The organism is Paenibacillus lycopersici (assembly GCF_010119935.1).
Lineage (GTDB): Bacteria > Bacillota > Bacilli > Paenibacillales > Paenibacillaceae > Paenibacillus_Z > Paenibacillus_Z lycopersici.
Map to the genome: position 1 here is coordinate 1,165,935 of NZ_CP048209.1, position 21,419 is coordinate 1,187,353.

General features: G+C 60.8%; 15 protein-coding genes. 12 read left to right on the forward strand and 3 right to left on the reverse strand.

Annotated features, from left to right (window positions below):
• Positions 1 to 315: 315 nt before the first annotated feature.
• From GXP70_RS04995 to GXP70_RS05015, 5 genes are all read left to right on the forward strand, one after another.
• Positions 316 to 1,278, forward strand: a complete 963-nt coding sequence (locus tag GXP70_RS04995; RefSeq protein ID WP_225442668.1) for an ABC transporter permease — start codon at positions 316 to 318, stop codon at positions 1,276 to 1,278.
• A 21-nt stretch (positions 1,279 to 1,299) separates the two neighbouring features.
• Positions 1,300 to 2,187 (forward strand): carbohydrate ABC transporter permease, encoded by an 888-nt coding sequence (locus GXP70_RS05000; RefSeq protein ID WP_162355455.1) that lies wholly within the window; start codon positions 1,300 to 1,302, stop codon positions 2,185 to 2,187.
• Positions 2,188 to 2,225: 38 nt separating this feature from the next.
• A complete protein-coding gene (locus GXP70_RS05005) occupies positions 2,226 to 3,842 on the forward strand; it encodes a type 2 periplasmic-binding domain-containing protein (protein ID WP_162355456.1) in 1,617 nt (538 codons plus the stop codon).
• Positions 3,843 to 3,959: 117 nt separating this feature from the next.
• Complete coding sequence (locus GXP70_RS05010; protein ID WP_162355457.1) at positions 3,960 to 4,406, forward strand: hypothetical protein; 447 nt, start codon at positions 3,960 to 3,962, stop codon at positions 4,404 to 4,406.
• 136 nt (positions 4,407 to 4,542) lie between these two features.
• Positions 4,543 to 6,399, forward strand: coding sequence for a glycoside hydrolase domain-containing protein (locus GXP70_RS05015; protein ID WP_162355458.1), 1,857 nt, complete (start codon positions 4,543 to 4,545; stop codon positions 6,397 to 6,399).
• Between the two features lie 426 nt (positions 6,400 to 6,825).
• Here the strand turns inward: GXP70_RS05015 and GXP70_RS05020 are convergent, their stop codons facing one another.
• Positions 6,826 to 7,536 carry a uracil-DNA glycosylase gene (locus tag GXP70_RS05020; RefSeq protein ID WP_162355459.1) on the reverse strand — a complete coding sequence of 237 codons (711 nt, stop codon included), beginning with the start codon at positions 7,534 to 7,536 and terminating at the stop codon, positions 6,826 to 6,828.
• A gap of 343 nt (positions 7,537 to 7,879) precedes the next feature.
• On the opposite strand from GXP70_RS05020, the gene GXP70_RS05025 reads away from it, so the two are divergent.
• From GXP70_RS05025 to GXP70_RS05045, 5 genes are all read left to right on the forward strand, one after another.
• Positions 7,880 to 8,212, forward strand: a complete 333-nt coding sequence (locus GXP70_RS05025) for a nucleoside triphosphate pyrophosphohydrolase (protein ID WP_162355460.1) — start codon at positions 7,880 to 7,882, stop codon at positions 8,210 to 8,212.
• A 358-nt stretch (positions 8,213 to 8,570) separates the two neighbouring features.
• Complete coding sequence (locus GXP70_RS05030; protein WP_162355461.1) at positions 8,571 to 9,818, forward strand: substrate-binding domain-containing protein; 1,248 nt, start codon at positions 8,571 to 8,573, stop codon at positions 9,816 to 9,818.
• Entirely contained in the window at positions 9,815 to 11,317 is a 1,503-nt protein-coding gene (locus GXP70_RS05035; protein ID WP_162355462.1) for a sensor histidine kinase, read from the forward strand. Before GXP70_RS05030 ends, GXP70_RS05035 begins: the two co-directional genes overlap by 4 nt.
• The gene (locus GXP70_RS05040) at positions 11,292 to 12,611 is read left to right on the forward strand and encodes an AraC family transcriptional regulator (RefSeq protein WP_162355463.1); all 1,320 of its coding nucleotides are present in this window, start codon (positions 11,292 to 11,294) and stop codon (positions 12,609 to 12,611) included. Before GXP70_RS05035 ends, GXP70_RS05040 begins: the two co-directional genes overlap by 26 nt.
• 282 nt (positions 12,612 to 12,893) lie before the next feature.
• Positions 12,894 to 14,333 carry a sugar porter family MFS transporter gene (locus GXP70_RS05045; RefSeq protein WP_162355464.1) on the forward strand — a complete coding sequence of 480 codons (1,440 nt, stop codon included), beginning with the start codon at positions 12,894 to 12,896 and terminating at the stop codon, positions 14,331 to 14,333.
• Positions 14,334 to 15,861: 1,528 nt separating this feature from the next.
• Here GXP70_RS05045 and GXP70_RS05050 read toward each other — a convergent pair.
• Both GXP70_RS05050 and GXP70_RS05055 read right to left on the reverse strand, forming a co-directional pair.
• The gene (locus GXP70_RS05050) at positions 15,862 to 16,053 is read right to left on the reverse strand and encodes a hypothetical protein (protein ID WP_162355465.1); all 192 of its coding nucleotides are present in this window, start codon (positions 16,051 to 16,053) and stop codon (positions 15,862 to 15,864) included.
• Between the two features lie 1,318 nt (positions 16,054 to 17,371).
• Entirely contained in the window at positions 17,372 to 19,153 is a 1,782-nt protein-coding gene (locus GXP70_RS05055; RefSeq protein WP_162355466.1) for a DUF4091 domain-containing protein, read from the reverse strand.
• Between the two features lie 258 nt (positions 19,154 to 19,411).
• Here GXP70_RS05055 and GXP70_RS05060 point away from each other — a divergent pair, with 258 nt between their 5' ends.
• Together GXP70_RS05060 and GXP70_RS05065 are read left to right on the forward strand one after the other, a co-directional pair.
• The gene (locus tag GXP70_RS05060; RefSeq protein WP_162355467.1) at positions 19,412 to 20,215 is read left to right on the forward strand and encodes a sugar phosphate isomerase/epimerase family protein; all 804 of its coding nucleotides are present in this window, start codon (positions 19,412 to 19,414) and stop codon (positions 20,213 to 20,215) included.
• A 216-nt stretch (positions 20,216 to 20,431) separates the two neighbouring features.
• On the forward strand, positions 20,432 to 21,400 hold the full coding sequence (locus GXP70_RS05065) for an ABC transporter permease (RefSeq protein ID WP_318652409.1): 969 nt from the start codon (positions 20,432 to 20,434) through the stop codon (positions 21,398 to 21,400).
• The last annotated feature ends 19 nt before the right edge of the window (positions 21,401 to 21,419 follow it).

Here is a 21,419-nt window from a genome sequence, read left to right on the forward strand (position 1 = left end):
CGAACGCGCTCGGCTTCGCTCGCAGCATGATTACGATCCGCAGCAACGGCCTCCGCAGCGGTTACGGCACGGAACGCCGCTGGCATTCGATTCTTGCAGCCAGCCTGGTAGAAGCCAGCCCGATAGAAGCCAGCCCGAGCGCCGGCGGCTTCTATCGGGCTGGTTCCCGTTCCGGGACGAAGGCTCGCCGGCGCGACAGAAGTAACCATTGTCAGGCAGTAAAGTCATCTCGCTCCCATATTCCCGATTCTTGTCAGCAAGTATACTCGAATGGACAACATCATTTCTTCATATTCGGGAGGGGAGGAGAAAGCATTGTCCAGCGCGATCGAAGAGACGGTCGGCCGGAACGTTCCCGCGCGTCTGGAACGGCCGGCGAAGTCATTGCTGACGAGAATGTGGAAGATGCGGTTCATCTACCTGCTGCTGCTTCCGGGCATTGCGTATTTTGTCATCTACAAGTACGTCCCGATGGTCGGCCTCATGATCGCCTTCCAGGACTACAGCGCGTTCACGGGCATCTGGCACAGCGACTGGGTCGGCTTCGCCCACTTCAAGGAGATCTTCAACGATCCGAATATCGTTCAGATCCTGTTCAACACGCTGTACTTAAGCCTGCTGCAGCTGCTGTTCGCTTTCCCGGTCGGCATACTGATGGCGCTGATGCTGAACGAGCTGCGCAGCCAATCGTACAAGCGATCGATCCAATCGATCGTCTACCTGCCGCATTTCGTCTCCTGGATCGTCGTGATCGGTCTCGTGAACACCTTCCTGAGCGAGAAAGGAATCGTCAACTCCGTTCTCGGCCTGCTCCATCTGCCGCAGTCCAATCTGTTGACGAATCCGCACTGGTTCATGCCCCTCATATTGCTCGAAGGGGTCTGGAAGGAAACCGGATGGGGGACGATTATCTTCCTCGCCGCGCTGTCCGGGATCAACAACGAGCTGTACGAAGCGGCCGTCGTGGACGGCGCGAACCGGATGCGGCTCATGTGGCATGTGACGCTGCCCGCCCTGCGCGGCACGATCGCGATTCTGCTGATCCTGCAGCTCGGCCATGTGCTGGATACGGGCATCGAGCAAATCATGCTGATGATCAACGCCCTGACGAAGGACGTCGGCACGACGCTCGATTATTACGTGTACGTCAAAGGGATTCTGAACGCCGACTTCAGCTTCTCGGCCGCGTTCGGCCTGTTCAAGAGCTTGATCGGCCTCGTCCTCATCCTCGGCGCGAACAGGCTAGTCAAGAAATTCGGCGAAGAAGGCGCCTTCTAAAGCGGCAAAGGAGGAAGGGAGATGCACTTTCGAACGCGCGGGGAATTGGTGGCGGACAAAATCAACGTGTTGCTGCTATTGATCATCGCCCTGCTTATGTTGTTCCCGTTCTTTTATATGCTCGTCGTGTCGTTCACTTCCTATCGCGAGTACATGAACACGGATCTGCTGTTATGGCCGAAGACGTGGGTGCTCGATTCGTATCGCTACATATTCAGCTCGAGGCAGTTCATCCAATCGATCGGCAACACCGTCTATATTACCGTCCTCGGCACGATCATCGATCTCGCGATGACCTCGACGATGGCGTACGGTCTGAGCAGACAAGTCCCGGGCCGCAAGCTCATCAATTTCATGGTGCTGCTGACCTTCCTCTTCAGCGGCGGGATGATTCCGACGTACTTGGTCGTGAAAGCGACCGGTCTGATCGATACGAATTGGGCGCTCATCCTGCCCGGCGCGATCAGCGCGTTCAATCTGCTCGTCATGCGGCAGTTCTTCCTGGGCATCCCGAACGAGCTGACCGAGGCGGCGATCATTGACGGCGCCAGCGAGATGAAGGTGTATACCCATATCATCCTGCCGTTGTCCAAGCCGGTGCTGGCGGCGTTCGGACTCTTCTGCGCCGTCGGGCACTGGAACACGTTCTTCGATGCCATCCTGTATTTGAACAATCCGGACAAATGGACGATTCAGGTCATTCTGAGGCAGATCGTCGTGCTGGGAGACTCGGCGTCTTCCCTCAAACCGACGTTAATGGCCCAGCAGGTGCGCGACCAGCATCTGCCTCCGCCCGAAACGATCGGCATGGCGGCCATTCTCGTCGCTACCGTTCCGATTCTGCTCGTCTATCCGTTCCTGCAGAAGCATTTTGCCAAAGGAGTGATGCTCGGCGCCGTCAAAGGGTAGCATGGCAACATCCATTATGCGATAAGGTGGGGATCGGATTGAACAAGAACTGGAGAAGAATGCACGTCGCCGCGTGCCTCGCGGCGGTATTGCTCCTCTCGGCTGCCTGCTCTTCCAAGAACGACAGCAACGGTGCGGGCGGAGCGGCGGCCAACGCCGGCGACTCGACTGATGGGAGCGCTTCCAACGCGATGGCCAAGAAGCTCAAGATCACCGCGTTCGAAGGGTACTGGGGCAAGGTGCAGCCAAGCGACAGTCCCGGCGTGAAAGCCATCGACGAGAAGTTCAACATTGACTACAAACCGGAGTTCGTGCCGATGGAGCAAGCGCAGCAGAAGATCGCCGTGCTCATGGCCTCCGGCTCGCAGCCGGACATTCTCGGTCTCGAAGGCGTGGATTCCAACTTCATCAAGTGGGCGAAGCAAGGCGCGTTCCTGCCGCTGAATGATTACATCGACAAGTATCCGGAGCTGAAGCAAATCCCGAAATCCATCTGGGACGCCGTGTCCGTCGACGGCAAGATCTACGGCATTCCGCAATATTTTCACATCAAGTACATGAACTCCGCCATCATCCGGAAGGATTGGCTCGATAAGCTCGGCCTGCAAATGCCGACCAACTATGACGAGCTGCTGCAGGTATCCAAGGCATTCACGGATCAGGATCCCGACGGCAACGGCAAGAAGGACACGTACGGCTTCGCGACGAGCAAAGGCATCGACTGGAACAACCGGATGGGCGTGTACTACGATATCGGCGCCTGGTATCACAAGAACGACCAGGGTCAGCTGATTCCCGGCATCATATCGGACGATGCGAACCTGGACCGGTTGAAATTCATGCAGGAGGCGTATGCCGCGGGCGCGGTTCCGAAGGATTGGCCGGTCATGGAGTATAACGACGCGAAGCAAATTTTCTGGAGCGGCAAGGCCGGCATTTATTATGAAGGCCTCCCGGGTTCGGCGACCCAATGGAAGCTGCTCAGCGAGAACGCTCCCGACGCCGAAGTCGTGCCGCTGCCGCCGTTCCAAGCGCCGGACGGCACGCAAGGCCAGCCGGGCATGTCCGGGTATTACACGATGAAGACGCTCTCCGCCAAGTTGAAGGACGACCCGGACAAGATCGATCGCATTCTGACCATGGTCGATCAATTCATGAAGTTTACGCCGTTCGACCAGCGCAATCCGCAGAACGCGGACTTCGATTGGAAGCAAGGCGGCGTCGATAAGGGGTATACGTACGCCAACGGCGTGGCGGATCTCAGCACGGACACCGATGCCAAGCAGGCGGCGCGTCCGACTACGTTCTTCACCGTTCAGGAGTGGGCGCCCTCCGACGAAGCGCTCGAGCTTGACAAAGGATTGCCGGTTCCGATCGAGGCAGCCTATGCCAAGGCGGTCGTCGATTTATGGAGCAAACCGAATTTCGTCTACATCGATCCGTTCAACAGCATCCATTCGGACGTGTTCAACGAGAAGTTCGGCGCCTTGTACGACAAAATGATGGACGGGGAGACGAAGATCATCCTCGGCCAAGAGCCGCTCTCGTATTTCGATACGCTCACGGCCGACTTCCTGAAGAACGGCGGACAGGCGATCATCGACGACGTCAACAAGCAGTTCGAGGCGCTCGGCGCGACCGGCAGCTGGAAGTGATGGCGGCGAAGAAGCCGCGCGAGGGCTGAAGTCCCGACGGGAGCGAGACGGCCGGCGAATGCCGCGGCAGGCAGACGCCGGCCGTGCCGTGCCCGAATACGAAAGGGTGACGATGGAATGGCGACCTATCAGGAACTGGATATCGACAGCGTGGTCCGGATCGGCCTGATGTACCTGGACGGCGATCGATTCGAAGAGGTGCTGCTGGACCGGCATGGACATACCGATTACGACTTCGCGCGGTTCACGGACGTGAAGAACGACCTGACCCGCCTGGAGAACATCAATCCGCAGCTCGGGCTATGCGCCGTGCTGTGGCAGCTTCACCCGGCCAACCGGCAGGTGGCCGTACCGGTCGTCGCGGGCAAGTCGCTGCCGCTCGAGGATTGGACGCGGTCGGCGGCGAACCCGGAACTGCTGCTCGCGATGGAGAGCGGCCGGCCTCAGGTCAAGAAGCGGGACGGCAGACGCTTGTCCCGCTACTACCCGGTGCGCAACAGCGACGACGAGATTGTCGGCGTGCTTGAATTGCTGCAGGGCATGGAAGGAATAGCGGATCTGTAGGAGCCGGAGCTGCGGAGGCTCGCGACGATGCGCTGTGAGGCGCAAGGGCTGCAATGAATTGTAATGAGCCGCAATGAGGCGCAAACGATGCGTGAAGATGTGTCATAAGGCGCGAGGAATCGCAAGGAGGCGGGGTATGGATATCTATCTGATCAAGGACTACGCGCGCGTAGACGGCGTGACGGGACGGTTCGTCGAGCGGGCATACGAGCACGAGCTCGAGCGGTTCGACCGGGAGCTTGCGCTGCATACGGGCGCCAATCAATATGTGTCGTTCCAAGTGATCGTGGATGCCGGCGGAGAGCCGGTCGAATCGGCCGACATATCGTTCGGCGACCTGCAGGGACCGGGAAGGCTGTCCGCCAAGAACGCGGAGGCGTTCATCGAGTGGTTCCACGAAACCGAGGAGCAGGCGATTCCGGATTGCCTCGTTCCGCTCGATTCGGGCTTCCCGTTCCGCATCCCGCAGCATCCCGATTATTTGCCCGTGCAGCGGGTCGGCGCGTTGTGGGTCGATTGGTTCGTGCCGCGGGAAGCGGCAGCCGGCGAATACGAAGGCGTCGTGCGCGTCCGGGCGAACGCGGTCGAGAGGGAATTCGTGCTCAGGCTGGTCGTCCATGCCGTGACGGTGCCGGATCGAAGCTTGATGACCGCCGATCTGAACGCGTATGCCGACTCGATCTCGCCGGTCTTCCCGCATCTGTCCGCCAATCCGGACCGGTACGAGGACGGCAGCTTCTTCGACGTGGAGCGACAGGTCGTCGCCATGGCCCGCGAGCATCGCGCGCTGTACCATAACTTGGGCTACAAGCATTCGGGCATCGTTACGCCGTCCTTCGCGCCGGAGCTGGAAGGCGAGGGCAAGCATATCCGGGTGAAATCGTGGGAGCTGTTCGACCGCCATTTCGGCCCGTATCTGGATGGAACGGCCTTCGCGGATTCCAGGAGGGGCGCGTACCCGATCGAATACTTGTACCTGCCGTTCCATGTCAATTGGCCCGCCCGGTTCGAGAAGTGGGGGAAGAAAGGGTTCCGCACCGAAGTGCGCAGAATCATGGCGGAATTCATCCGGCATTTCGAAGAGAAGGGCTGGACGCAGACGAAGCTCGAGCTCTTCCTGAATCATAAGAAGCAGTATCGCTTCTATCCGTTCACGCTGGACGAAATCTGGTACGAGCATGACGAGGAGCCGTTCGAGCAGTTCTACGACATCATCAAGGACACCTACGATTCGACGTCCGTTCCGTTCGTGTTCCGGACGGATGAGAGCAACCATTACGGCAATCATTACCGCAACGAGTATGCCGACATGTGCGACCTGTGGGTCGTCAACGCGGGCATGTTCAGCTGGTTCCCGGACAGCGTCGAGATCATGAAGCAGAAAGGAAACGTCGTCTGGCTTTACGGCGGCGTACTGCGCCAGCTGTCCTGCCCGTTGACGACCTTGTTCACATGGCCGATGCAGACGTTCATGTCGGGCGTGGACGGCTTCTGCGTATGGAATGCCTTCGGCCATGGCCGGATCGATTATTTGAAGGCGCCGAATGCGGACGAGATCATCATGTACCCGGGCGTCCCCTTCGGGATCGAGGGCCCGGTGCCGTCGATCCGGCTGAAGGCGCTCCGCAATGCGATGCAGCTGGCCGATGTGCTGATGTGCACGAACGGCTACGACTACGAAACCCGCTCGTCGTTCAACCGGCAGGTCAAAGATATCGTGAACGGCCATTACGGCTTCGCGGACGACGGCGGCTGGTGGAAGGCAACCCCCGATTTCGTCGATACGCCGCCGCGCTATTGGGACTTCGGCCCTGGCGGCCTGGTCGAGCAGGCGTGCTCGCCCGAACCGTCGCACGGCAAGTCGCCGCGGCTGATCGAATGCATTCGCCAGGACGTGCTGACGCATCTGGGCGCTTCCGGCCTGTTCGCTCCGGCGGCGCCCGGCGATTCGCGGACGGAAGAAGCGCCCGCAGGGGCGGCAAGCGGATCGTAGTCCGCCCTGTAGTATCTATTGTTGTTATAGAGACCTGCCTCTCTCCGGGGCAGGTCTTTATAAGTCCATCCATGCAAGGAAGTGGACAGGAGATCCTTTATTCGCTGCTTGATCACATTTTTCCGTGTGCTCGCGGACAGGAGATCCGTTAGATCGGCTAATTAGTATGTTTTCGCGGTCTTTCGGAGACATTAACGGATCCTGTGTCCGTGTGCTGCCCCATAAGCCCGATATTGCCAAATTAACGGAACCACTGTCCGCTAGCCTTGGAGAGGGAGACTTTTCCTTCCAATAGATCTGGCAAATGCGGCAGATCTGGCAAATGCGACGTCGAACTTTCTCGACAGCCTTGGGACTTGCCTCTCCGGGGCAGGTCTCTTCGTCATCCATGCATGCAAGAGAAATGAAGAGCGCAACGCTTCCATGTCAGGGCCGTGTCATCAAATAAGCCGCGATGTCGTTCACGAAGTCCGGTTTGCCGCCGTTAGCAGGTTGCTTGGCCCTGCACGCAGGCTGTATGCCGATGGCGGCCAAAGCTTGTGCGGCGATTTCCCCCACGGCGATCACCGCATCCGACGGGAACAGCGCGAAGAACGCCTGCAGACATTGCTTCCCCGTCTCCAGTTCCGCGGCTGTCAGCTGCGTACCGGATCGATTATTCATTGTTCCTTTGCCCGGATGGTAGGGGTGGAACGGAAACGCGTTCCATAACACGAATTCGTCAGGCGCCGCGCCATAGTCAAGCATCGTATTCCACACGATGGTCGCCGTAGGTTCCGCCATCCCCATCGCTTGCTGCGTCTTGTTCATATCCTTGCGCACCTTGCTCGTTCGCGTCCGCGCATCCCCGGGTAAAACATGGCCGGGCGGAACTTGCTTATGATGACCGGCAATCATTCTCTCCGACGTCATGGCAATCCCCGAGAATCTTCCGCCCTGATAGCCGAGCGCCTCGGCGACCAGCACGTACTTCGCGGTTTCAAGCCGGGCCTCCAGATAGGCCTTCAAATGCTCCCGTCGCAGCTGCGGACTAAGCGGAACATCGTATGTACGGTTTCGGGCTTTCCAAGGATTGAATACGCCCTGCGAGGATCGGCAGTTTCGCAGCACTTGAATAAATGCGTCGACGTTCGTCATGGTTCCCCTCTTCCAGTAGACTTGCAAAGAACCTCACACACCTGCTGCAGAATAGCAAAAAAGTCGAAAAGCTGCCATTCGGGTAACTTTACCAGCCGCAGACCGGCAAAAGTGTCGATAAAGTTGTCATTCGGGCAACTTTATCCGCCGCAGACCGGCAAAAACGCCGGGAAAGCTGCTCATCGGGCGACTTTACCTAGCTTCTTCGTTCCACCTTCTGTAAATTCTATCATATCGTGCGGGGGATGATGAGCGGCATTCCGATTTCGATTGATTGTGAGAATGAACGATTTTCCGCGATGCGGCTTGCTCTGGTACAATCACTTTCAAAGGGGAGATGCTTATGCCGGTGTACAATAAACTCGTGCGCGACCTGATTCCGCGCATCATCGCATCGAAGGGCCGAACCTGCCGCACGCGGATGCTGGACGAAGAAGCGTACCGGAAGGAACTGCTCGCCAAGCTTAAGGAAGAGGCGGACGAATACTTCGCCGCCGAGCGTCCGGAAGAAGCGCTCGAGGAACTGGCCGACATGCTTGAAGTGATGCGGGCGCTGGCCGCCGTGCACGGGGCAACGTGGGAGCAGCTTGAAGCGATCGGAGCGAAGAAGACGGCATTGCGCGGCGGATTCCGGGATCATCGTGTGTATTTGATTGACGTCGACGGGGATGAATAATGGCGACGCATGATCGACGTATAGAATGAAAGCAACGAATAAACGGGAGGCGGGCAGCCCCGGGCATGCGTAGGCGGAAGCGGGTGGCCGCGAGGCTATTGAGCCGATTAGGATGCGCCGGCGGAGGCCGCTTGAAATCATGATCGAACCCCATTATGCTTGAATTCGACAATATTCAGCGAAGGACGCCGAGATCATACGCTCGGCGTCTTGTTGCCGTTCGTGCGATTAATTTCGGCAGCGGCGGCATGGCCGTTGTTCGGGCGGCGGCGCTTCCTGATAATTGGTTATTCTATAAGTTATGGATTGTTAATCCAAAATCATCGCTCACCCAGAACGCCGCATAAGGAGAACCCGCATGAAGAATCGGATTTGGAACGGAGGACTCATTCTGCTCGCGCTGCTGTTCGCGGGCTTGTTCGCGTGCTTCGCGACTGCCGTCGCGCATACCCGCGATTGGACGCTGCAGCTGAAGCCGGCCTCGACGGCTCCCGGCGAGGACGGCAAGCGGCCGCCGCGCGTCGCGCTGATCGCGCAGGTGCAGAACAATCCGTTCTGGCGCTCGGTCGAGGAAGGAGCCGCGTCCGCGTCCAAGCGTTTCGGCATGGAGCTGGAATACATGGGGCCGTTCCGGGTCGATCCCGCCGAGCAGAAGCGGCTGCTGGAGAAGGCGATCGCCGAGCGGTTCGACGCGCTCCTCGTGCAAGGACAGAACGATCCGTCCTACGCGCGGCTGATCGATCAAGCCGCGGCTAACGGCATTCCCGTCATCGCCGTCGACGCGGACGAGCCCGGCAGCGAGCGGCTCGCGTACGTAGGGACGGACAATCGCACCGCCGGCCGGCGAATGGGAGAGCTCGTCCTCCGCGCCGTCGGCGAGACGGGGAAGATCGGCGTGCTGATCGGCAGCCAGGCGAGCAATCAACAGCTCCGCCTGGCAGGATTCCGTGACGTGGTCAAGCGCCATCCGGGCTTAACGGTCGAGGACGTGCGATCGTCCAATACCTCCCGGCTGCAGGCGGAAGAGCAGGCCGAGGACATGCTGCGCCGGCATCCGGATTTGAAGGCGATCGTCGGGTTCAGCGCCTTGGACGGACTGGGCATCGCGGAAGCCGCGAAACGGATGGCAGCCGGCAACGTGCTCGTTTTCGGCTTCGACGACCCCGGCAGCACGCGGGACGAGATCCGCGGCTGCCAGATTACGGCGGCGCTCGTCCAGCAGCCGAGCCGCATGGGGGAAGAGGCCGTCACGCTGATCCATGATCATCTTCGCGGCCGGAAGCCGGAGGAGCTGCATTTCACCGGAACGACCGTGCTGGACCGCGCCTCTCTCGCCGCCGAAGACGCAGGCGCCGCGTCCGCCGGAAACGCCATCGCTGAAGGCGGCGAATCGGCCGGGAACGTTGCAGCTGAAGGCGCCATGAATGCCGGAAAAGGTACCGTACTGGGCCAAGGCGTTACGAATGCCGGAAACGCCGTCGCTGAAAGCGCCACGAATGCCGGAAAAGGTACCGTACCTGGCGAAGGCGCCACGGCAGCAGGAAACGCCGTCACTGAAGACGCCGAACCGACCGAAGGCGCCGCCGCCGCGGAGGGCTGCCGATGACGATTCGCGCGAAGCTGCTCATCGTCATTCCGCTGCTGGTCCTGGCGGCGAATACGATGATTTTCTTTCTCTTCCGAAGCTCGACGCTCGTGCAGGACGGCTACGACCATATGCTGAACCGGATTCTCGCCTACAAGCAGGCCGTGCAAGCGTCCGATCAATCGCTGCAGTCTTTGTACGACTACTTGCTCGATCCGGGTCCCGGACTCCGGGCCGAGATGACGCGAACGAACGAATCGCTCCGGGCGAGCGGGGCAATGATCGAGGCTGTCGGCCTGCTGCCCGCGCTCGCTCCGCAAGTGACCGGTTACTTGAATTTGATCGGCACGCTTGCCGATCAGGAGCGGCATGCCGCCGAAGCGGCCGCGACGCCGAAGGAAGCGCTCGCGAGGTACGAGTCCGCAGAGAAGACGGCGGAGTTCATCCGCGAGGAAGGCCAGCGGCTGGTCGATCTCGATCTCGGGATCGATCAGCCGGTCTTCCGGCACATCCAGCAGGAGAACAAGCGGATGCGCCAATTGGGCGTCGCCGTTATCGCCGTCCAGACGCTGCTCAGCGTCTGCCTTGCCGTATGGGTGTCGCGCAGCGTCACGGAGCCCGTCGGACGGCTTGTCCGAATGGCCCGCCAAGTGTCCGAAGGCCGGCCGCAAGCCGAGCTGCCCGACGCGCGCACCGAGGCGCAGGCCCAAGCGAAGGACGAGCTCGGCATGCTGACGCAGGCGTTCCTGCAGATGCTCGCCTCGCTGCATGAGGCCGCGGGCCGGGACAAGGAGCGGCTCGAGCGGGAGCGCTTCGTCAAGGAACTGGAGCTTCGCGCGCTGCAGAGCCAGATCCAGCCGCATTTTCTGTTCAATGCGCTCAACGTCCTGTCCAAGCTCTCCCTGCTCGAAGGGGCGGAGAGGACATCCGACCTTATCGTTTCCATGTCGAGGTTGATTCGATACCGGCTGCGCAAGCTGGACGAGCCCGTATCGCTCCGCGAAGAGCTTGGCCATGTGACGGAATATGCGGCGCTCCAGCAGGCGCGGTTCGGCAGCCGGATCCGGTTCGAGACCGATGTCGACGAGAACGCCCTATCCGCCATGCTGCCAGCGCTGACCGTCCAGCCGCTCGTGGAGAACGCGTTCGTTCACGGCATCGAGAGCATCGAGGCGGGGGCCGCGATTCGGCTTGCCGTCGCCGTCGATGGAGCCGATGCCGTGATCGGAATTTCGGATAACGGCGTCGGCATGGACGAAGCGACCCGCCGGTCCCTGCTGCGGCTCGATTATGATCCGGCTGCAGTGGCGGACAATGATGCGCCGAAGCGGCCGGAGCCCGCATCGATGTCGGCAGGCATCGGCACAAGCAACGTGTTCCGGCGGTTGCAGCTGTTCACCGGACGAAGCGACGCGGTCGCGATCCGCAGCGCCCCCGGTGAAGGCACGACGTTCACGATTCGCATTCCGATGAAACCGAAGGAGGAGCAAGCCCATGTACCGTTTGATGATCGCGGATGACGAAGCGCTGGAGCGGGAAGGATTGGAATGGATCGTGCAGCGGATGCTGCCGGATACGTTCGAGATCGTGCAGGCCGAGAACGGCAGGCGGGCGATCGAGCTGGCGGAGGAGCGGCGGCCGCAAATCGTGCTGATGGACGTGCAAATGCCCGGCATTCAAGGGCTCGAAGCGCTCCGGGAAATCCGGAAGCTGCTCCCGGACGCGAAGTTCGTGCTCGTGACGGCATACGATTCGTTCCATTACGCGCAGGCGGCGCTCGCGCTCGGCGTCAAGGAATATATCGTGAAGCCGGCGGGCCGCGAGCAGGTCGCCTCGCTGCTGCGCCGCCTGGCGCAGGAACTCGACCAAGAGAAGGCGAGCAGGGCCGAGCAGCTGACCTTGAGAAGCAAAGTGTCCACGCTCCAGCCGCTCGTGGAGAACGAGCTGGCGCTCATCCTCATGATGGACCAGGCGATGGACAGCAGTCCCGAGCAGCTTGCGGAATGGCTCGACTTTCCGCTCGAGGACTGCCGCTGCCTCGTAGCGGCGTTCCCCGGCTCCGAATCCGCGGACGAACGCAGATCGCTGTACGAGTCGATCCGCCATACGGCAAAATCGTTCGGTCCCTGCCTCGTCAGCTCCATCGTGGAACACCATCTCGCCGTGTTCCTGCGGAAGCCTTTGCAGACGGCCGACGAGTGGAAGGAGGAGCCGGTCCGTCTCGCACGCAAGCTAGCCGATGCCGCCCGGTCCGTCATTAAGAAAGACGTATCCATCGGCATCGGCTCGCTTCGGAGCGGCGCGGACGGCATGCGGCAATCGTATTTCGAAGCCGTATTCGCCTCGACCTGCCCGGATGCCGTCTGCGTCTTCGACGGATTGCAGCGGAGCGGGCTCTCGCCGGCTCCAGGCCGGGACGGCGCCGACCGGGAAGGCTGGCAAAGCTATGTCATGTCCGCGCTGCAGCGGATTCGGGACATGCGGGAGGAGCAGACGCTGACGATCGTCGATCGGGCCAAACAGTATATCCGGCAGCATTTCGCAAGGGAGCTTTCCTTGGAGGAGGTGGCGGAATCCGTGCACTTGAATCAGTTCTACTTCAGCAAAGTATTCAAGCAGCATGTCGGCGAGACGTTCATCGACTACTTGACCGGATTGCGGATCGAACGGGCCAAGCAATTGATCGAAGAGGACGTCCTGAGCCTGAAGGAAGTCAGCTACCAGGTCGGCTACAAGGATCCCAATTATTTCAGCCGCGTATTCAAGAAGGTCACCGGCGCCGCGCCTTCGGAATACCGTTCGCGGCGCAAATAGACGATGCCGCCTTCGGAATGCGCTCGATGGGCGCGGCCGACGCCGGGAAGCATGGATTATTTTAAGATTCGCCGCATAAAAGTCCGGGTTGTCCGCGAATGGACTCCCGCTGTGGCCGCGGTAAAATAATAGTGCAACAACTGCGCAAATTAGTGAAGAAGATCTTGCGCCTCCTTTCGCTTGGCCGATGCTATACTGGGAGCTGTCCTTGGGAATCCTCTTATTAATAACAAGGCGGCATTCACGTATATCATCCTGGTTAAGGAAGGGAAAGATTCAGATATGGCATCTATGGCTCCAACGACATCATCGCCAGCCGAAAGCCAAGACAACGCGCAGCTGAACATGAAATACGTCACGCTTATCGCGATCATCGGCGCGGTCGGCGGCTTGCTGTTCGGATTCGATACGGCCGTCGTATCCGGCGCGGTCGGCTTCTTGCAAGACCGCTTCGGCTTGGGCGACTTCGGCGCGGGCTGGGCGGTATCGTGCCTGATCATCGGCTGCATCGTCGGCGCGATCTCGACAGGATGGCTTAGCGACCGCTTCGGGCGGAAAAAAGTGCTCATCGTCGCGGCCGCGCTGTTCGTCGTCGGCTCGATCGGCACGGCGCTTCCGGATACGTTCACGGGCTACGTCGTCGCGCGTATGGTGAGCGGCCTCGGAATCGGCATTACCTCGACGCTCTGTCCGCTCTACAACGCGGAAATCGCGCCTGCCCGTTACCGGGGCAGACTCGTGGCGCTCAACCAATTAGCGATCGTCACCGGCATTTTCCTGACGTACTTCGCCAATTCCGGCATCGCCAGCTACGGCTCGGATGCTTGGGACATCGCGAACGGATGGCGCTGGATGTTCGGCGTCGGCGCGATTCCGGGCTTGATCTTCATGGGGCTGCTGTTCCTCGTTCCGGAAAGCCCGCGCTGGCTCATCAAGCAGGGCAAGCCGGAGAAGGCGCTCGGCATTCTGCTGCGTATCCACGGCGAAGAAGCGGCGAAGCAGGAAGTGCTCGAAATCAAGGAATCGTTCAAGCAGCAGAGCTCTTCGTTCCGCGAGCTGTTCAAGCCCGGTCTGCGCCTGGCCATGTTCGTCGGCATCGGCTTGGCGATTCTGCAGCAAGTAACGGGGATCAACGCGATTCTGTACTATGCGCCGGAAATCCTGAAACAGACCGGAGCGGGAACGAATGCGGCGCTCATTCAGACGATCATGGTCGGCTTCACCAACATGGTGTTCACGCTCGTATCGATCTGGCTCATCGACAAGGCGGGGCGCAAAGCGCTGCTGTTGACCGGCACGGCGATCATGACGGTATGCCTCGGCTTGATCGGCCTGCTGTTCCACACCGGCCACAGCTCCGGCTACTTCGTGCTCGTGCTTATTCTGGTGTACACGGCGGCATTCTCGATCTCGCTCGGCCCGGTCGTCTGGGTCATGCTTTCCGAGATTTTCCCGAACCGGGTGCGCGGATTGGCTACGTCGGTCGCGTCGATGTTCCTCTGGGCCGCGGACTACGCCGTCTCGCAATCGTTCCCGCCGCTGCTCAGCTGGGCGGGCTCGGCGGCGACCTATTGGATCTTCGGCGCCATGTCGGTCGTCACGGTCTTCTTCACGATCGTGTTCGTGCCGGAGACGAAGGGCCGCACGCTGGAGCAGATGGAGAACCTGTGGAACCGCGGCGACCGCGATGCGCAGGCGCGCACGAAGCCGGCAAGGGTATAAAAGCTCTGTCGGCATCGGCGAGGCCACTGAAAAAGTCCGTTAACACGAAAGGTACAGACCTTCATTGTTTTGAAGAGGCTGTACCTTTTTTCTTGTATAATTCTAGCATTGCGTCGGAAGGATGAAGATCATGTTCCAGCCCCAAGGTGCTATGGCGATATTCGCCGTTAATCTGAAACGAATCTTGAAGCTAACAGAGTGAATTCATAGGTTGAGTTAGTTCTTCAGTGGCCTCCGACCGGGGACCGTGGGCTGCCGAGCGGCGAAGCCTCGGTCCTCGATTCTACGCCTGCGAGATCGCCGCTAATGAATCGAGGCAGCGCTATTTCGCTCCCAATGCCTTACTTCTGTGGCGAAACGAACTTCAGTGTCGTTATTTGACCGTTTCGAGCTGCCTACAAGCCATTTTCACCGAGATAAGGCGTCTCCGATTCGTAAGCGAGCTGCAGGTGTTCAAATGCCCCGTTTAAGGCACGTACGATTCGTAAGAACGAGCAGCGCGGCACTCCCAAGGCGGCGCATACGGCGCATACGGCGCATACGGCGCGGACAAAGCCCCCCGCGGTCGGGACCGGGGGCTGCCGAGCGGCGAAGCCTCGGTCCTCGATTCTACGCCTGCGAGATCGGCGCTAATGAATCGAGGCAGCGCTATTTCGCTCCCAATGCCTTACTTCTGTGGTGAAACGAACTTCAGCGTCGTTAATTGACCGTTTCGAGCTGCCTACAAGCCATTTTCATCGAGATAAGGCGTCTCCGATTCGTAAGCGCGCTGCAGGTGTTCAAATGCCCCGTTTAAGGCACGTACGATTCGTAAGAACGAGCAGCGCGGGCGCATACGGCGCATACGCAACGGGCGTTGCCCCGCGATCGGGAACCGGGGGCTGCCGAGCGGCGAAGCCTAGGTCCTCGATTCTACGCCTGCGATATCGGTGCTAATGAATCGAGGCAGCGCTATTTCGCTCCCAATGCCTTACTTCTGTGGTGAAACGAACTTCAGCGTCGTTAATTGACCGTTTCGAGCTGCCTACAAGCCATTTTCACCGAGATAAGGCGTCTCCGATTCGTAAGCGCGCTGCAGGTGTTCAAATGCCCCGTTTAAGGCACGTACGATTCGTAAGAACGAGCAGCGCGGCACTCCCAAGGCGGCGCATACGGCGCATACGGCGCATACGCAACGGGCGATGCCCCGCGATCGGGAACCGGGGGCTGCCGAGCGGCGAAGCCTAGGTCCTCGATTCTACGCCTGCGAGATCGGTGCTAATGAATCGAGGCAGCGCTATTCGCTACCCCTGCATTACTTCTGTGGTGAAACGAACTTCAGCGTCGTTGGCATCGGCATTCATCGTTTTTATAGAAGGCTGTACGCCCGGTCTGCACGGACCGGGCGTACAGCCTTTTCGCGTATCCCGTCCGAGGCCTGCGCGGGCTTTTGGCCGATCGAAGCCGAATGTGGCGGCTCGAGCAGCATGCATGTGCAGAAAGATAGCGGCAGAGCAGCATGCATGTTGCAGATGCCGCGTATGCAGCGCTAGCCGCGCGTGCCACGTGTGCCGCGCATGCCGTGCATGCGGCGCATGCTGCTTATGTCGCGTATGCCGTGCGTGCCGCGTATGCCGTGCGTGCCGCCCATGCGGCGCATGCTGCCTATGCGGCGCGTGCTGCCCATGCCGAGCATGCTGCCCATGCCGTGCATGCCGCCCATGCCGTGCATGCTGCCCATGCCGTGCATGCCACCTATGCAGCGCGTGCCGTACATGCCGCGTCAGCCGCGCATGCTTCTCATGCGGCGCGTGCTGCCCATGCTTCCTATGTCGCGCATGCCACCCATGCCGCGGACCCAGGATTTCGTTATTACCGCCAAAACGATGCTATTTCATAATCAATCGGACCCAGGATCCGTTATTGGCCTCGGCAGGCACCGAAAATGCGCCTTTTGAGTGAAATAGCTGATCTCCTGTCCGGGCAGCACTATAAAAGCGATGAACTTCGGCCAATAGCGGATCTCCTGTCCGCGTCCTGGTTGCGACGGTCGCGCCGTCTGGCTTGCCTGTAATTTCCTTCTTGCGGCAGTCCGAGTCGGCGAAGAGGCTCGCCGCCCGGCGAAACCACCGCAGCCTAGCGAAACCACCGCCGAACCGGTGGATCCACGGCCGCCTCGGCGATACCACGGCCTCCCGGCAAAGCCGCGGCCGTATGGCAAAGTCACCGCCGCTCCGGCGAAACCGCCACCGCCCGGCAAAGCCGTCGCCGTCCCGGCAAAGCCATCGCAGCCATGCGAAACCACCGCCGCTCCGGCGAAACCACCGCCGCTCCGGCGAAACCACCGCTGAACCGGTGGATCCTCGGCCGCAACGGCGAAACCACCGCTGAACCGGTGGATCCACGGCCGCTCCGGCGAAACCACCGCCGAACCGGTGGATCCACGGCCGCCTCGGCGATACCACAGCCGCCCGGCAAAGCCACGGCCGTATGACAAAGTCACCGCCGCTCCGGCGAAACCGCCACCGCCCGGCAAAGCCGTCGCCGTCCCGGCAAAGCCATCGCAGCCATGCGAAACCACCGCCGCAACGGCGAAACCACCGCCGCAACGGCGAAACCACCGCCGCAACGGCGAAACCACCGCCGCCCGGCAAAGCCGCCGCCATGTGAAACCACCGTCGCCTTAGCGAAGCCGTGACCGCCCTGGTGAGGGGGCCGCCGCTCTGGCGAAGCCGCGGCCGCTCGGCAAAGTCACCGCCGCCGCCGTGCGAACCCGCCGCCGCCCGGCGAAGCCGCCGCCGCCCGGCGAACCCGCCGCCGCCCGGCGAAACCACCGCCGCTCCGGCGAAACCACCGCCGCTCCGGCGAACCCGCCGCCGCCGCCGGCGAACCCGCCGCCGCCCGGCGAACCCGCCGCCGCCCGGCGAACCCGCCGCCGCCCGGCGAACCTGCCGCCGCCCCGGCCCCCGGCTTCTCTACAAGCAAATGGCGCCGCAAGGATAAAACCTTGCGGCGCCATTTGCTGCTGCAGCGGTCCAAACGCATGCCGCCCGAATGTATTACGCTTTCGCCTGCTCTACCGAAGCGGATGCGATCAGCTCCGCCGCCTGCCTGCGATATTCATCCCAGCGGCTGCCGACGGAGGACCAGGAGGCGCGGCCGTTCGGGTCCGTCTCGTGCATGCCGGCCGGGACCGCTTCGCGCGCGATGGCGTCCGCCTCCGCGCGCCGCCCGCGCTGCGCCGCCAGCCATAGATACTCGTAATCCTGGATGCCGCGCCGCAAATTCTTCATCCGGATCGAGCTGATCGGTCCGTCGACGCCGCGGTCCTGCTCGCGGAAGAACGGCTCGCGGCCGGGGTAGAACAAGAGGCCGTCCCCGTTGCCGAAGTGTACGCCGTCCTCGCCGTAGTAGGCCGACTCGTCCTTCGCGACGTACATGAACGTCACCGCGTAGCCGTAGACGTTCTGGTTCCACCGCCCCCGCGGGCCTTGATGGTTGTGCCGCCAATGCGTGCCGTGCCAGACGAAGTAGCCATCGATGCCGTAGCGGAAGCGCAGCCAGGAGTTGACCCGCATATCGACGGCTTCCGCCTCCAGGATCAGGGAGCCGTGGTACGGCCGGTAGCCGTTGTAGAACCACAGCTTATCGCCGGATTCCCTGCCGTGCCGGACGGATTCCGCATCGACCGAATGCGCGCACCAGATATCGATCGCGCCTTCGAGCTCCGGCGTATAGCGCCGCGTCGTGAAGAACGGCAGCCGCTTGCCGGCGCCCGCGGAGCCGCGGACGATGGCCGCCTGCTCGCGAATCCAATCGTACTTGGCCGGCAGCGGCTCGTCGATCAGATAGCAGAAGTAGGTGCCCGGCCACTTCAGCTCCTCGAAGTACGCCACCCACTTATCGGCCTCCTCCCGCATCGCCTCCGGCTCGGTGCCGAGCACCTTGGAGCCGTACATGCCGATCGGAAACACGCCTTCCCCGATCTGCTCGCCCGGCCCTTCGTACCCGTTCGCCTTCGTGAAGAACGACCCGTCCAAGTACGGGGCGTACCGCGCCAGCAGCTCGGCATCGAACGGCTTGCCATGGGGCTCGGCGCCGACGAGGTCGAACCGGTGGCGATGCGCCATGCGGCGGAACCGGTCCTGAATATCCGGCGTCTCGGGGTAATACTCGGACACGTCGTTGGCATAGACGAACGTAAGCGAGTGATTCTCGTCGGGCAGCGCGAAGTCGTAGAGCCGCAGCTCGACCGGCAGCGTCCGGATGACCGCCGCCTCGCTTCGCACGGTGACGGCGCCCCGGTAGATACCCGGCTTCATCGCTTCTTCGCGCGGGATATAGATGTCGATCCAGAACCCCTGGTTCGACCGCGCCGGCACGCGGACGGGCTGGCCGCCCAGCCGCGGGCGGGCGTCCGCGGGGATGAGCGCGTCCGGAATCCAGCCGGAACGGTGCAGCGGCGGCGCGGATTCCGCGTAGAACCATTGAGGCGCCGTGCTCAGATCCGGGGCGACGTACAAGTAATGCTGCGTGAACACTTCGATTCGCCGTCCGACGTAGTTCGTCGGGTCCGCGTCAAGGGCAGCCGCGTTCTCGATCCGGCATTCGCCGTGCTCCGCGTGGACAAGCCCGGACAGCTCGACGTAGATACCGGCCGCTTCCGCGTCGCCGGTCTCCACGATCACCTGGAACGCGATCGTCTCGTTGCGCGCGCCGAACAGCCGGATCGTTTGCCCGTCCCAGACGCTGTTGCCGTCTTTGTTCGGATTCGCCAAATCGTCCTTCAATACTTTCTCGCCGTCGTTGACGGCCCATACCGCATACTCCGCATTCTCCAAGAAGAATCCTCTCCTTTCAAAATTACCGCTACATCCATTGTGTACCTTCCCGCAGCGAAGCGAAATTGTAGCAATTTCGCATGGTTCATGATATTAACGTCGCCGGATGGTCGCTTTTTTCAATCCTTCACGAATTTTATAGCCAGCGATAAAAAAATGAATGAGTGAAAAATACTCCAATTTCTTTTCCTATGCGGCATCCTGTACAGTGGAATCAGCAAGAACGAGCGAAGCACGAGCAAAGACGGAGGCGAGCCCATGAAATTGGCTTTTTCCACACTGGCATGCCCGGCCTGGAGCTGGGAGCGAATCCTGCGGGAAGCATCCGCGCTCGGATACGACGGGATCGAGATCCGCGGCATCGAGCATGAAATGACGCTTCACCGCTGTACGCCTTTTCTGCCCGAGCATATCGACCGGTCGATGCGGCAGCTGAAGGAACGCGGCCTAACGATCATCTGCCTGGACACGTCCTGCGTCTTCCACGATCCGGCCAAGCTGGAGGCCGCCATCGAGGAAGGGAAGGCGGCCGTCGATCTGGCGGTGAAGCTCGGCGTTCCTTATATCCGGGTGTTCGGAGATGCGATCCCGGACGGACGGGACCGCGGGGAGACGATCGGGCAAGTCGCGCGGGGGCTGCGGGACGTATGCCGTCATGCGGAAGGGACGGGCGTCAGCGTGCTCGTCGAGACGCACGGCGATTTCTCGGATTCGCGCAGCCTGCTGGCCGTCATCGAACGGGTAGGCTCCGAAGCGCTCGGCGTCCTCTGGGACATTAACAATCCGTTCAAGTACGGCGGCGGCGAATCGCCGGAATCGACTTATGAACGGCTGGGACGCTACATCAAGCATACGCATATCAAGGATACGAAAGGCGCGGACATGCATGCGCCGATCGCGCTGTGCGGCGAAGGCGACGTGCCGATCCAGGCCTGCATCCGGCTGCTGGAAGCGAACGGCTATGAAGGCTGGCTGTCCTTCGAATGGGAGAAACGGTGGGTGCCGGAGATTCCAGAGCCGGAAGTGGCGCTGCCGCATTTCATTCGCTATATCAGGCCATAGATCGTTATCGGGCCTTGAATCTGTCGGCCTTTGATCTATCGGGCCTTTGATCTATCAGCCCCTTGATCTATCAGGCCATGGATCTATCAGGTCTTTGATCTATCGGCTATGGATCTATCAGGCCATGGTTCTACCAGGCTATGGATCCATCAAGCTATTGATTAACGGGCAATCGATCGTTCTTCATCCGACAAGAACCCAAGGAGGCGAAGCTGTATGGCAATGACATCTCCAGCGGAATCCGGCCAAGAGGCGGCAATCGCCCGAACGGCGACGCCGAGAAAATCGCTCGCGACCCGGCTGTTCCGGGAGCGCTACGGGTTTCTGCTGCTGCTGCCGGGCCTGGTGTATTTCATCTGGTTCCGCTATGTCCCGATGCTCGGCAACATTATCGCATTCGAGGATTACAGCCCGTTCATCGGCTTTGTTCACAGCGATTGGGTCGGCCTGAAGCATTTCAAGCGCATCTTCGAGGATGCGGAAGTAATCCGGGTCATCTGGAACACGCTCTGGCTGTCATTCCTTCAGATCGTGTTCGCCTTCCCGGTGCCGATCATTCTCGCCCTCATGCTGAACGAAGTGCGGAACCAGAAGGTGAAGCGCGTCATTCAGTCGGTCGTCTATTTGCCGCACTTCCTCTCGTGGGTCGTCGTGGCCGGCATCGTGACGATCTTCCTGAAGACGGAGGGGATCGTCAACAAGCTGCTGCACCTCGGCTTCGGCACGGAAGCGATTCCGTTCCTGCAGCAGCCGGGATGGTTCATGCCGCTTATCGTGCTGGAGGTCATCTGGAAGGAAGCGGGCTGGGGCACGATCATCTTCCTCGCGTCGTTGTCCGGCGTCAATCCGACGCTCTACGAAGCGGCCATCGTGGACGGAGCGAGCAGATGGCGCCAGATCTGGCATATTACGCTTCCGGCCATTCGCGGCACGATCGTCATCCTGCTGATTCTGCGGCTGGGCAGCGTGCTCGACTCCGGGTTTACGCAAATTTTCCTCATGCTCAATCCGTTCACGATGAAAGTCGGGAACGTGCTCGACACCTTCGTATATTTCAAAGGCATCCAGCAGTCGGATTTCAGCTTCGGCACGGCTGTCGGCTTGTTTAAAGGCGTCGTCGGACTCGTCCTCATCGTCGGCGCGAACCGGGTGGCCAAGAAGTTCGGCGAGGATGGCGTATTCTAAATGGGGGGAGCGAGGAAGC

Bases quoted from the DNA above. Each gene is read 5' to 3' on its own strand.
- GXP70_RS05025 (WP_162355460.1), top strand. From the start codon at position 7,880: ATGCCGGTGTACAATAAACTCGTGCGCGACCTGATTCCGCGCATCATC.
- GXP70_RS05060 (WP_162355467.1), top strand. From the start codon at position 19,412: ATGAAATTGGCTTTTTCCACACTGGCATGCCCGGCCTGGAGCTGGGAG.
- GXP70_RS05000 (WP_162355455.1), top strand. From the start codon at position 1,300: ATGCACTTTCGAACGCGCGGGGAATTGGTGGCGGACAAAATCAACGTG.
- GXP70_RS05050 (WP_162355465.1), bottom strand. From the start codon at position 16,053: ATGGGCAGCATGCACGGCATGGGCGGCATGCACGGCATGGGCAGCATG.
- GXP70_RS05065 (WP_318652409.1), top strand. From the start codon at position 20,432: ATGGCAATGACATCTCCAGCGGAATCCGGCCAAGAGGCGGCAATCGCC.
- GXP70_RS05010 (WP_162355457.1), top strand. From the start codon at position 3,960: ATGGCGACCTATCAGGAACTGGATATCGACAGCGTGGTCCGGATCGGC.
- GXP70_RS05040 (WP_162355463.1), top strand. From the start codon at position 11,292: ATGTACCGTTTGATGATCGCGGATGACGAAGCGCTGGAGCGGGAAGGA.
- GXP70_RS05045 (WP_162355464.1), top strand. From the start codon at position 12,894: ATGGCATCTATGGCTCCAACGACATCATCGCCAGCCGAAAGCCAAGAC.
- GXP70_RS05020 (WP_162355459.1), bottom strand. From the start codon at position 7,536: ATGACGAACGTCGACGCATTTATTCAAGTGCTGCGAAACTGCCGATCC.
- GXP70_RS05015 (WP_162355458.1), top strand. From the start codon at position 4,543: ATGGATATCTATCTGATCAAGGACTACGCGCGCGTAGACGGCGTGACG.
- GXP70_RS05030 (WP_162355461.1), top strand. From the start codon at position 8,571: ATGAAGAATCGGATTTGGAACGGAGGACTCATTCTGCTCGCGCTGCTG.
- GXP70_RS05035 (WP_162355462.1), top strand. From the start codon at position 9,815: ATGACGATTCGCGCGAAGCTGCTCATCGTCATTCCGCTGCTGGTCCTG.